The 12,734-nt window shown below is 39.8% G+C and carries 9 protein-coding genes; 7 read left to right on the top strand and 2 right to left on the bottom strand.

The features are described 5' to 3' along the window. Positions 1 to 19: 19 nt before the first annotated feature. The 5 genes from benC (at position 20) to ACO6UW_RS06885 (ending at position 6,230) form a co-directional block, all read left to right on the top strand. A complete protein-coding gene (gene benC / locus ACO6UW_RS06905; protein WP_057062315.1) occupies positions 20 to 1,036 on the top strand; it encodes a benzoate 1,2-dioxygenase electron transfer component BenC in 1,017 nt (338 codons plus the stop codon). An 18-nt stretch (positions 1,037 to 1,054) separates the two neighbouring features. Next, positions 1,055 to 1,840, top strand: coding sequence for a 1,6-dihydroxycyclohexa-2,4-diene-1-carboxylate dehydrogenase (locus tag ACO6UW_RS06900; protein ID WP_057062314.1), 786 nt, complete (start codon positions 1,055 to 1,057; stop codon positions 1,838 to 1,840). 57 nt (positions 1,841 to 1,897) lie between these two features. Then, positions 1,898 to 3,091: a benzoate/H(+) symporter BenE gene (benE, locus tag ACO6UW_RS06895; RefSeq protein WP_057062313.1), complete on the top strand. Its 1,194-nt coding sequence runs from the start codon at positions 1,898 to 1,900 to the stop codon at positions 3,089 to 3,091. 479 nt (positions 3,092 to 3,570) lie between these two features. Next, positions 3,571 to 4,929 (top strand): aromatic acid/H+ symport family MFS transporter, encoded by a 1,359-nt coding sequence (locus ACO6UW_RS06890; RefSeq protein ID WP_057062312.1) that lies wholly within the window; start codon positions 3,571 to 3,573, stop codon positions 4,927 to 4,929. 44 nt (positions 4,930 to 4,973) lie between these two features. Further along, complete coding sequence (locus ACO6UW_RS06885) at positions 4,974 to 6,230, top strand: OprD family outer membrane porin (protein ID WP_057062311.1); 1,257 nt, start codon at positions 4,974 to 4,976, stop codon at positions 6,228 to 6,230. Positions 6,231 to 6,335: 105 nt separating this feature from the next. Here the strand turns inward: ACO6UW_RS06885 and ACO6UW_RS06880 are convergent, their stop codons facing one another. Continuing rightward, the gene (locus ACO6UW_RS06880) at positions 6,336 to 7,442 is read right to left on the bottom strand and encodes a beta-ketoacyl-ACP synthase III (protein WP_057062310.1); all 1,107 of its coding nucleotides are present in this window, start codon (positions 7,440 to 7,442) and stop codon (positions 6,336 to 6,338) included. Positions 7,443 to 7,537: 95 nt separating this feature from the next. Then, on the bottom strand, positions 7,538 to 11,395 hold the full coding sequence (gene hrpA / locus ACO6UW_RS06875; RefSeq protein ID WP_057062309.1) for an ATP-dependent RNA helicase HrpA: 3,858 nt from the start codon (positions 11,393 to 11,395) through the stop codon (positions 7,538 to 7,540). A gap of 352 nt (positions 11,396 to 11,747) precedes the next feature. On the opposite strand from hrpA, the gene ahpC reads away from it, so the two are divergent. Further along, positions 11,748 to 12,311, top strand: a complete 564-nt coding sequence (gene ahpC, locus ACO6UW_RS06870) for an alkyl hydroperoxide reductase subunit C (protein ID WP_003652649.1) — start codon at positions 11,748 to 11,750, stop codon at positions 12,309 to 12,311. A 194-nt stretch (positions 12,312 to 12,505) separates the two neighbouring features. Then, positions 12,506 to 12,721, top strand: coding sequence for a KTSC domain-containing protein (locus ACO6UW_RS06865; protein ID WP_005070287.1), 216 nt, complete (start codon positions 12,506 to 12,508; stop codon positions 12,719 to 12,721). The last annotated feature ends 13 nt before the right edge of the window (positions 12,722 to 12,734 follow it).

Raw genomic sequence — 12,734 nt, 5'->3', positions numbered from 1 at the left:
ATTTTGTAGGATACATGCCATGTCAAACCACAATGTTGCACTTCAATTTGAAGATGGTGTTACACGTTTCATTAACGTAGCTCAAGGCGAAACCCTATCTGACGCAGCCTATCGCCAAAAAATTAATATTCCTTTGGATTGCCGTGATGGTGCATGTGGAACTTGCCGCGCATTTTGCGAGTCCGGTAGTTATGACATGCCAGAAGAAACCTATATTGAAGATGCATTAACCCCTGAAGAAGCTGAGCAAGGTTATATTCTTGCTTGCCAATGTCGACCAACTTCCGATGCGGTATTCCAGATTCAAGCCTCATCAGATGTCTGTAAAACAGAAATTCATAGTTTCCAAGGTACATTAGCCCGCGTTGAAAACTTATCAGATTCAACCATCACTTTTGATATTCAACTTGATGAAGGCCAACCGGACATTCATTTTCTTGCAGGTCAATACGTCAACGTTGCTATTCCTGAAACTGGCGAAACACGTTCATATTCATTTAGCTCAAAACCAGGCAATCGCTTAACGGGCTTTGTGGTCCGTAACGTGCCGAACGGCAAAATGAGTGAATTCTTAAGTAAGAATGCTAAAGCTGGTGACAAAATGACATTTACCGGTCCATTCGGTAGCTTCTATTTGCGTAATGTAGCGCGTCCTGTGCTTATGCTAGCAGGCGGTACTGGCATTGCCCCATTTATGTCGATGTTACAAGTGCTTAAAGAAAAAGGTTCAGAACAACCTGTTCGTTTAGTCTTTGGCGTAACCAATGACTTTGATTTGGTTGCTTTAGATAAACTTAATGAATTGCAGACGAAATTCCCATGGTTCGAATACCGCACTGTGGTAGCAAGCCCTGAAAGTAACCATGAACGCAAAGGCTATGTCACTGGTCATATTGAAAGTGAATGGTTAAACGGTGGCGATGTTGATGTTTATCTATGTGGCCCGGTACCAATGGTAGAAGCTGTACGTGGCTGGTTAGAAACTGAAAATATCAAACCTGCTAATTTCTTGTTTGAAAAATTCTCTGCGAATTAACAGGTGGAGAAGTTATCTATGTCAAACCGTCAAAGATTTACCGATAAGGTCGTGATTGTTACGGGTAGTGCTCAAGGCATTGGTCGTGGCGTGGCATTACAAGTCGCGACTGAGGGTGGACAAGTCGTCATGGCTGACCGCTCTGAATATGTTGAAGAAGTTCTCAAAGAAATTCAGAGTTCAGGTGGCGATGCTGTCACGATTAATGCTGACCTTGAAACCTATGCAGGTGCACAAGCGGTTGTTGCAAAAGCCATTGAACACTATGGTCGGGTAGATATCCTGATTAATAATGTAGGTGGCGCGATCTGGATGAAACCTTTTGAAGAGTTTTCCGAAGAAGAGATCATTAAGGAAGTCAATCGCTCATTGTTTCCAACTTTATGGTGTTGCCGCGCTGTGCTACCCGCCATGATTAAGCAACAAGCGGGTGCAATAGTAAATGTATCTTCAATTGCAACCCGTGGCATTAACCGTATTCCCTACTCGGCATCTAAAGGTGGTGTAAATGCTTTAACGGCATCACTTGCTTTTGAACATGCCAAAGACGGAATTCGTGTCAATGCTGTTGCAACTGGTGGAACCGAAGCACCACCTCGGAAAGTACCACGCAATGCCAATCCATTAAGTCAAAATGAAAAAGACTGGATGCAGCAAGTAGTTGATCAAACAATAGATCGAACATTTATGAGCCGTTATGGCACAATTCAAGAACAAGTCAATGCAATTTTATTTCTTGCATCAGATGACGCATCGTATATGACGGGATCGGTCATTCCGGTCGGAGGTGGAGATCAGGGTTAACCCTGATCTTTTTGCATGATTGGGTAAATAACATGATTTGCATGGAGGCAATCACACATGGCAACCCTGTTAAAGACGTTAAAAAATGACTGGTCCATATCAGCAACAGTTGCTGGCTTTCTTGCGGTTTTAATTTCTTACTCAGGCCCACTGATTATTTTTTTCCAAGCTGCTCAGCGCGCCCATGTGTCCACCGATATGATGGTGTCATGGATTTGGGGAATTTCAATTGGTGCCGCCGTTTCAGGTATTTATCTTTCAATTAAATATAAAACGCCTGTCATAACCGCATGGTCTGCACCGGGTACTGCCCTGTTAGTTACCCTATTTCCAAATGTCTCGTTGAATGAAGCGGTAGCCGCCTATATTACTTCTGCCATCGTTATTTTTTTAATTGGCGTTACAGGTTACTTCGACAAATTACTAAAGTGGATTCCGCAAGATGTCGCAGCGGGCATGATGGCTGGTATTCTTTTTCAATTTGGCATTGGTCTATTTACCGCATCTGATAGCATGCCTTTTATTGTTTTTAGCATGCTCATTGTCTTTTTAATTGCCAAGCGTTTAATGCCACGCTACACCATGATTTGGGTGTTAGCTGCCGGAGTTTTATTAAGCCTCATTTTGGGCAAAATGAATCCGGTTGATGTGAGTTTTAATTTAGCTATTCCACAGTGGATTAGCCCAGAATGGACATGGAACTCAACATTAAACCTCGCCGTTCCTCTCATTTTAGTCAGTCTAACCGGCCAATTTTTACCGGGTATGGCGATTATGAAACTCAGCGGTTACGATACCCCAGCCAAACCCATTATTACTGTCACTAGTATTGCCTCTTTAGCTGTTGCCTGCGTCGGTGGTATTACGATTGTGCTTGCCTCAATTACCGCAGCTTTATGTATGGGCAAAGATGCACATGAACTTAAAGAAAAACGTTACATCGCTGGAATCGCCAACGGAATTTTTTATATTTTAGGTGGTTTATTTGCTGGCAGTATTGTCATGCTATTTAGCTTACTTCCTAAAGAGTTGGTTGCAGCACTGGCAGGTTTAGCCTTGCTTGGAGCGATTGCCACCAATATTTCTGTTGCCATGAAAAATGACAGTCAACGTGATGCCGCACTTATTACCTTTTTAGCGACAGCATCAGGCATGCATTTCCTTGGATTAAGCTCAGTCTTTTGGGGTATTTGTATTGGTGTAATCGCCCATTTCATTCTTACACCACGATCAGCTCCAACCCCGAATTAAGTTTTTTATCTAAATACTCTCACCTAAAATAAAGCTTAAATCGCCAAATCAGGATGCAAATAATGTGCTAATTCTGATTTGGCGATTTTTTATTGGATATAGATTAAATTTCATTTTTAAGATAAATCTCTAAAATAATTAAATAATAGACTTTAGTATTTTGTTTTTATATTTTCACTTCAATTTATAATATAAATTTAGCAATATTTTTAGCTGTGATTCTCATCAATAAAATCTATAAAAAAGTATCTATAAAATCCTTAAAATTCTCACTATACAATATTTAACCCTATTTTAAAGACCCAATAAAGTCAGCTAAATCAAAAAAAATAAATACATACTTTTCAGATATTTAAATCAATAAAAGCACAATACCTTAAAGACATAAAGATATATCAATTAGGTTTTTGACTCTAATCCAATAACAAAATAGTTTATTAAAAAATAACGCGATGCTTCACAAATTGGAGGTGAAGAAAATGGATACGAGCAAAGTTAATATTAATGAGTTAATTGATAAAGCCGGTTTTACATCTTTTCATTGGAAAGTTTTAATCTGGTGCTTACTTATTATTATTTTTGATGGATATGATTTAGTTATTTATGGGGTTGCTCTTCCTCTGTTAATGCAGCAATGGTCATTAACTGCGGTAGAAGCTGGTTTACTCGCCAGTGCTGCTTTATTCGGTATGATGTTTGGTGCCATGATTTTCGGCACCCTTTCAGACAAACTGGGACGAAAAAAAACCATCCTGATTTGTGTCACCTTATTTAGCGGATTTACCTTTATGGGTGCCTTTGCCAAAGGACCAACAGAGTTTGCTATTTTGCGCTTTATCGCAGGTCTTGGGATTGGTGGCGTTATGCCAAATGTGGTCGCACTTATGACTGAATACGCACCAAAAAAAATCCGCAGTACATTAGTCGCAATCATGTTTAGTGGCTATGCAATTGGTGGCATGACCTCTGCACTACTCGGCGCATGGCTTGTGAAAGATATGGGCTGGCAAATCATGTTTTTAATTGCGGGTATTCCCCTGTTGCTGCTCCCAATCATCTGGAAATTTTTGCCAGAATCTCTCGCCTTTTTAGTGAAATCTAACCATGGCGAACAGGCAAAAAGTATTGTGAGTAAAATTGCACCTCAAACTCAGGTAAACGCCAATACTCAACTGGTATTAAACGAAAGCACAACAACAGATGCACCTGTCCGTGCGCTTTTCCAGCAAGGCCGTACCTTCAGCACATTTATGTTCTGGATTGCTTTCTTTATGTGCCTACTCATGGTGTATGCCTTAGGAAGTTGGTTACCTAAACTCATGCTCCAAGCGGGCTACTCATTAGGTGCAAGCATGTTGTTCCTGTTTGCACTCAATATTGGCGGCATGGTCGGTGCAATTGGTGGTGGTGCTTTAGCAGATAAATTCCATTTAAAACCTGTTATTACCATTATGTTTATTGTGGGATCAGCAGCTTTAATTCTGCTTGGCATTAATAGTCCACAATTTATTTTATATAGCCTAATTGCGATTGCTGGTGCTGCCACCATTGGCTCACAAATCTTACTCTACACGTTTGTTGCGCAGTTCTATCCAACCGCACTTCGTTCAACTGGCATGGGCTGGGCATCTGGAATTGGTCGTATTGGCGCGATTATTGGACCAGTTTTAACTGGCGCCTTACTCACACTTGAGCTTCCTCACCAAATGAATTTCTTAGCGATTGCAATTCCAGGTGTGATTGCTGCACTTGCAATATTTATGGTCAATCTCAAAGCCTCTGTTGCCGCACAAACGCCATCAACTTTTAATCCTCAAAACACGCTTACCCAGCAGTAAAAATACATGCGCCGAGGACTGGCGCATCTTTTTGGAAATGGATTATGGAATTATTTCACCGTTTTAAACCACACACTTTAGCCGTTGCCACTTTATTACTGATGTGCAGTAACTCATGGGCCGCAAATCCAAATCAGCAAACTGAAGATGAATGGAAATTCACTTTAAAAAATGCCTATATCAACCGTAATTTTGATAATGATGCACTTAAAGATACTGGCAGTTGGTCTCAGGCAGCATCGCTATTTTATAAGTCGAAAATGCATGACACCCCTCTGCAAATTGCAAACAAGCCTATTACCATTGGTGCCGATGCTTCTGTTCAATACGCCGTTCGCTTGAGTTCAGACAAACACGTTGCGGACACAGTTTTGCCTTTTAATAAAGAAACACAATCTCAAGCATCTGACTTTTTAAAATACGGTGCAACTTTAAAACTGGGCTACGACAAAACCCTTTTAAGTGTCGGTGAACTCTGGCTAGATTTACCCGTAACGGCTGTTGATGCCAGCCGACAATTGCTTGCCTCTTATTGGGGAACCAATCTTAAGTCGCAACTTTCAGATCAGCTCTATGCTGAAATTGGTCGGGTTGAAAAAGTCTCACCACGAAATGAAGAAGATTTTAAAAAGTTTTCTTTCACGGCAAATGGAATCACTAAAGAATCTGATGGTTTAAATTATATTGACCTGCGCTATCAATTTACGGCGTCTTTAAAGGGCGAATACTACTTTGGTAATTTAGAAGATCTATATAACAAACACTATGTTGGACTTGAGCATAATTGGAAACAGCCTAACTTTGCCCTCACCTCTAAGTTTAAATACTTCAATGCAAAAGATGACGGCAATACTTTTGATATTGATGCACAAAACATTGGGGTGTTAGAAACTCTCAAAGTAAAAAATCACACCTTTGGCTTGGGCTATCAGCAGATTATGGGTGAGTCGGCTTACCCTCTACCGGATGGCTTTTTGCCAGAGACATATTTCATTAACTGGAATACCACCGGATTCTTTAAAGAAGACGAAAAGTCTTATCATGTGATGTATGGCTATGACTTTAAAGACTATGTACCAGGCTTAAATGCGATAGTGAAATATGTTTACGGTCATGACTTTAAAGCAGCCAATGGTGAGAAAAACCATGAAACCGAGTCCAATGTGATTTTAAATTATGCGTTTCAGCAGCCATTCTTAAAAGGCGTGGCCCTGCAATATATTCGTATTGATTACAACGTTAAACATGGCAATGATTTTGGTGAGGATCGCTTGTTTGTAAACTACACCAAAAAGTTTTAATGATTTTTGATTTAATCTAAGCGGGCTAATTTTGGTCCGCTTTTTTATATTATTTCGCTCATAAAAAAAACGCTCTTACGAGCGTTTTTTAATTAATCTTGTAGCTTAAGCAACATGCTTTTGTACAACAATCGAACCCACTGAATAACCAGCGCCAAAAGATGAAATCACGCCATACTCGCCATTATCTACTTCGTGGCCTGTACGGTGTAAAGCAATAATAACGCCTGCTGAAGAGGTATTGGCAAACTCATCTAGAATAATTGGGGCACGGCTTAAATCAGTTTCTTTACCAGCAACATATTTCAAGATTAGTTCATTCATGTTGGCATTGGCTTGGTGTAACCAGAAACGCTTAATATCGTTTGCAGTTAACTGCATTTTTTCCAACTGCGCATTAATGATTTTTGCCACTAACGGACAAACATCTTTAAAGACTTTGCGACCATCTTGACGGAATAACTTGTCGTCAACTACGGCATCTTCACTACGGTTTAAGAAACCGAAGTTATTGCGAATGTTGTTTGAAAATTGAGTAAATAAATGAATATCTAAGATTTCAAAACCAGTCTTAGTCGTGGTTTCTTCAATAATAGAAGCTGTAGCAACATCACCAAAAATGAAGTGGCAATCACGGTTACGATAGTCTAGGTGACCCGATGTAATCTCGACATTTACCAATAAAACACGACGAGCGCCTGAACGAATTGCATCTGCCGCTTGTTTCAAACCAAAAGTGGCAGCTGAACATGCAACGTTCATGTCGTAGGCATACCCTTGAATGCCAAGTGCTGACTGGATTTCAATTGCAACTGCTGGATAAGCACGCTGCATGTTTGAACATGCTAAAATTACAACATCGATATCTTCAGCAGTTACACCTGCATTTTCCATTGCCTGTTTCGCAGCAATCACGCCCCACTCTGCTTGAAGTGAAAGTTCATCATTTGAGCGTTCAGACAAACGAGGACGCAAGCGATTTGGATCAAGAATACCTGACTTCTCAATCACGTAACGACGCTTAATACCAGACGCTTTTTCAATAAATTCAGCACTTGAACCACGTAGCTCTTCTAGCTCACCTGCTGCAATTTTCTCTGCATTCTCTTGGTTATATTGTTCCACATAAGCATTTAAACTGTCGGCCAGTTCTTCATTAGAAATGATTTCTGTTGGGTGAAATAACCCAGTACCTGTGATACGAATGCCCATGTAAAACTCCTAAAAAAATGAATAGGGTCTGTTAATCTTTCATTTATAAATTGCGTTGTAGGCTAAACAACAACATAAACAGACCCCGATCTATCTTAACTGATTCCCAAACGATCCCATAACTTTTGCAGTCGAGTTGGCGAAATAGGCATCTTGGTTTTCATCGGCTGAGAAAATAAAGAAATGCGGAATTCTTCCAACATCAAATACAATTCTTTGATTTTGGGATTGTTTTTGAATTTAAATACCTTGTCCATCCATGGATCGACATCATCAATAGCGGCATGATCTCGCTGTAGATTATTTGGCAATCGATCTAAACGCAATAGCAGTGCTTTTAAATAACGCGGGTATTCCTGCCAAAGATCGACGGGTTGGCAATAAACAAAATTGCTAAGTGACATTAAATCTAACTGATCTTCAATATCATCAATACTGCGTCCAAACACGCCTGAATCAAGTACTAAAAGCTGACGACGGATTTGCTGCCACTGAATATAAATATCACTTAATTGCTCAAGTGCTTGCTGACCATAACTCAAAAATTGCTTTTTGACCTGATCTAGCAGCTTATTAAATTCATCAGCGTTAATTGGCAAAGTCGTAATTGCCATCTGCAACGTTGCATAGATCAACATCTGCTCAAGCTTAGCTTTATCGCCCAAAGGTGAATAAGCCAACGCGAGCGGCTTTGAAATCTGCTTTTTCAACTGGCGAATCAAGTCCCCTAGTTGCATATGGACCAGACGAATAATCCCTTCACGATGTTGTTTAATCGCCTCAGCTTGATCGTTAAACGTTTGAATAACAATGCCTGACTCATCTTTAGCTTCGAGGTCAGCAAAAGCCTTGGTCGGAACTAAAGCCTGATATTGTTTAACTACAACGCCCGTGACTTTATGAGAGGCCTCAAAAGTAAAGTTTTCAGGAAAGTTTTTAAACTCACCTTTTTGCTGTTTAACTGGACGATGTGTTTCTACGCGGCAACGTGCTTTTAACTCAGGTAAATCACGCCCTTTCGCAATCAGCTTACCTTTTTCATCAATCACTTTAATGAAAGGTACCAAATATGGATCAATACGTTCAAACGAGAAATCTTTTTCAGTAATTTGCTCACCACGCAAGGCAAAAGCTAAATAACTAAAAATATGTTCACGTAAATGTACCGCATCAACCCCTTGCATGAGCTTACGAGCTGTATCAGGAATTGGCACCACATTACGACGCTTGTCTTTAGGTAAAGCTTTGAGTAAAGCCTCAATTAAATCTTGGCGCCAACCCGGAATTCCCCATGACCAGATATTTTCATCCACTTGAGGCAGCGCCTGTACAGGAATTTGAACAGTAGCACCATCTTCGTCATGGCTCGGGTCAAAATGATATGTGGTTGCTAAACGCAGCTGCCCATTGTGTAAATGATCTGGGAATTGCTGCGTAGTTGGCCGATCATTGAGCCAGAGCGCATCATCGTCAATAAATAAATAACGAGGATTATTTGCTTCTACCGTTGCACGCCAGTCTTCAAAACTACGGCGACTCGCAATTTCTTCTGGAATTTTCGACGCATAAAACTGATAAATTGTTTCTTCATCCACCACCAAATCACGACGACGCAATTTATCTTCAACTCGCTCTACTTCTTCAAGCTTAAGTAAGTTGTGTTTTAAAAATGGTGGAACTGTACCCAAGTTCCCAGTAGTTAATGCATCGCGTAAGAAAATCTCATGAGCAGCAGGTTGGTCAACTTTCTCAAAATTAATTAACCGCTTTGGCTCAATAATTAAACCAAACAGGGAAATTTGCGCATATGCATTGACGATCCCAGCTTTCTTAGACCAATGTGGCTCGAAATAGTGATATTTCAACAAGTCGCGTGCAGCAAGTAAAATCCATTCAGGGTCAATTTTGGCTAAAGTACGTAAGTACACTTGAGAGGTTTCGACCATCTCAAAAGCCATCACCCATGCAGTATTGGTTTTATGCAACGTACTCGCAGGGAAAACTTTAGCCTTTTGCTGACGCACTGCCATAAAGGTATTACGTTCATCAGTTTTATTGGCAATAAAAGACAACAAACCTGTCAGCAATGCACGATGCAAGTTTTCATAATTCGCAGGTTTTTCATTAAAACTGAGTTTTAAGCCTTCGGCTAACTCAACCAATTGCTGGTGTGTCTGTTTCCATTCACGTAAACGCAACCAGCTTAAGAAATGCTGCTTGGCAAATTGACGCCGTTTATTTTCAGACATTCCTGCTTCGCCTTTAGGATTTAAAGTCTCCCAAAGCTTCAAATAAAACAGAAAATCTGAATCCGCTTCTTTGAATAATGCATGCTTTTGGTCAGCCTGCATTTGTTTATCGGCTGGGCGCTCACGCGGATCTTGAACCGCTAAAGCACTTACCACAATTAAGATTTCTTTGAGTACGCCAAAATGAGCACCGCCCACGATCATACGTGCCAAACGTGGGTCAATTGGCATACGTGCCATCATTTGCCCGACTTTAGTCAGCTCATTTTTCTTCTCGTTAAGTGCGCCTAACTCAATCAGCAATTTACGACCATCATTTACAAGGCGGAAATCTGGCGGCTCAATAAAATCGAAGTTTTCTAACTCACCTAACCCTAAACTCTGCATTTGCAAAATAACAGATGCTAAGTTGGTTCTTTTAATTTCAGGTTCGGTAAATTCAGGACGACTTAAAAAGTCTTCTTCGCTATATAAACGGATACACACACCCGGAGCAATACGGCCACAACGCCCTTTACGCTGATTGGCTGCGGCTTGAGAAATTGCTTCAATTGGTAAGCGTTGTACACGTGAACGATAGTTATAACGCGATATACGAGCAAAACCGCTATCAATCACATAACGAATGTTTGGAACCGTAAGTGCAGTTTCGGCTACGTTCGTCGCAATAATAATACGACGGCCTTTTCCACCCGGACTAAAAATCTTTTGTTGTTCAGAAACAGCTAAACGCGCATACAAAGGTAAAATTTCGGTATGTCTAGGCCCGTACTTTTGCAAGGTTTCCTGCAACTCACGAATTTCTTGTTCTGTGCTTGAGAAAATTAAAATGTCGGCATGTTCAGGATGACCTTTTGCTTCTGCGTCAGCAAAGCATTCTTCTACAGCCTGTACAACTGCACGAGGAAGGTTTTCTTCAAAATCATCAAACTCATCGTCATCACTGCCGCCAATATTCATTTCTGAAATTGGGCGATAAAGTACTTCGACAGGATAACTACGCCCTTCTACTTCAAAAATAGGTGCGTCATTAAAGTAATTACTAAAGCGATTTACATCTAAAGTTGCCGAAGTCACAATAACTTTTAGATCTGGGCGTTTTGGCAGTAACTGCTTTAAATAGCCCATAATAAAATCGATATTGAGTGAGCGTTCATGCGCTTCATCAATAATGATCGTGTCATATTTAGACAAATAACGGTCATTACCTAACTCGGCAAGCAAAATACCGTCGGTCATTAACCGTACAATTGAATCTTGCGAACCTTGTTCATTAAAGCGGATTTTAAAACCAATAGACTCGCCAAGCTTTTCGCCGACTTCTTCTGCAATACGCTGAGAAACACTACGTGCAGCTAAACGACGTGGCTGAGTATGACCAATCATTCCCGTTAAGCCACGTCCCGCTAACATTGCAATCTGAGGAAGCTGTGTGGTTTTACCTGAACCTGTCTCACCTGCCACAATAATTACCTGATGCTTTTGAATCGCATCAATTAAGCGGTCTGCATATTGAGAAACAGGTAAATCCTGATTCAGTTTAATTTTAGGGAGACGTTCAAATCGCTGCCTTACTTTGGCATTAGATTGTTCAAATAATTTTTCAATCTCTGCTGTATTGGCTTTTTTATCTTTACGCAAACGATTTAAACGGTAACGATCTCTTGCCATCACCCACTGATCAATATTTAAATCATTCTGCACAGACAAATTTTCCTGAAAATACAACAATCCTCTATTTTACGCTCTAATGACCATAAGGTAAAACAGTTGGGTTTTTATATATTTTTAATTTTTTAAAATTTTACCCTTGAATTTTGTCTCACTAGACTTCATGTTGTTAGGCAAGTTTCTTTTACGATAACTGTCATTTGATTTACATGTTTTTGCAGTCAAATCGAATACAGTGTTTGGGGACTTAAAAATCGTAAATTTATCACTTATTCGATTTTCCGATTTTAGTCATGTAAAAATACTATTTCCCCAATAAAGAATTTTTATTTATTCTACATCTCGTAAACAAGTTTAAATATAAACCTCAATCATGGAGACAATGATGAGCTTGATTAATACTGAAGTTAAACCATTCCAAGCAACTGCTTACCACAACGGCCAATTTGTTGAAGTTAACGAAACTAACCTTAAAGGTAAATGGTCTGTTGTATTCTTCTATCCAGCTGACTTCACTTTCGTTTGCCCAACTGAACTTGGTGACTTAGCTGACAACTACGCTGAATTCCAAAAACTTGGTGTTGAAATTTATGCTGTATCTACTGATACACACTTCACTCACAAAGCTTGGCACGACACTTCTGAAGAAATCAAAAAAATTCAATATCCATTAGTTGGTGACCCAACTTGGACTCTTTCTAAAAACTTCGACGTTCTTATCGAATCTGAAGGTTTAGCTGACCGTGGTACTTTCGTTATCGATCCAGAAGGTAAAATCCAAATCGTTGAACTCAACGCTGGTGGTATCGGCCGTGACGCATCTGAACTTCTTCGTAAAGTAAAAGCTGCTCAATACGTACACGCTCACCCAGGTGAAGTTTGCCCAGCTAAATGGAAAGAAGGCGAAGCTACTCTTGCTCCATCTATCGACCTAGTTGGTAAAATCTAATCTCTTATTAGATTTTAAAAACTCAAAGAACCATCCTTCATCGGATGGTTCTTTTGTTTTGAATAAGCACATCACATTTTCTACTGATACTTTTACAATTATGTCCTTCCCCATTACATGAAGTTTGAGTAATGTCGAATAAATAACCGATGTTTTTTGAGCTTAAATCATATGAAATAAAAGGGGAAAAATTTATGGCGAATACTGTGGCAGTCACTTCATGGAAATACAATGCGACTTCACGTCATCTAAAAATATTTTATAGCGATGGTTCAGGCGAACTTTATCATCCTGTACCAGAATTTATTTATGACAACTTATTACGATCAACAGACAAAGCTGCTTTTGTACATAAATATTTAGAATTCGACTTACACTTTACTCGCCTATCTTTAGTGAATGCTTCATAACATAATGAAATAA

It is taken from the genome of Acinetobacter sp. JADD-222, assembly GCF_049310645.1.
This window is presented reverse-complemented; position numbering and strand designations above follow the sequence as displayed.

Bases quoted from the DNA above. Each gene is read 5' to 3' on its own strand.
- benC (WP_057062315.1), top strand. From the start codon at position 20: ATGTCAAACCACAATGTTGCACTTCAATTTGAAGATGGTGTTACACGT.
- ACO6UW_RS06900 (WP_057062314.1), top strand. From the start codon at position 1,055: ATGTCAAACCGTCAAAGATTTACCGATAAGGTCGTGATTGTTACGGGT.
- benE (WP_057062313.1), top strand. From the start codon at position 1,898: ATGGCAACCCTGTTAAAGACGTTAAAAAATGACTGGTCCATATCAGCA.
- ACO6UW_RS06890 (WP_057062312.1), top strand. From the start codon at position 3,571: ATGGATACGAGCAAAGTTAATATTAATGAGTTAATTGATAAAGCCGGT.
- ACO6UW_RS06885 (WP_057062311.1), top strand. From the start codon at position 4,974: ATGGAATTATTTCACCGTTTTAAACCACACACTTTAGCCGTTGCCACT.
- ACO6UW_RS06880 (WP_057062310.1), bottom strand. From the start codon at position 7,442: ATGGGCATTCGTATCACAGGTACTGGGTTATTTCACCCAACAGAAATC.
- ahpC (WP_003652649.1), top strand. From the start codon at position 11,748: ATGAGCTTGATTAATACTGAAGTTAAACCATTCCAAGCAACTGCTTAC.
- ACO6UW_RS06865 (WP_005070287.1), top strand. From the start codon at position 12,506: ATGGCGAATACTGTGGCAGTCACTTCATGGAAATACAATGCGACTTCA.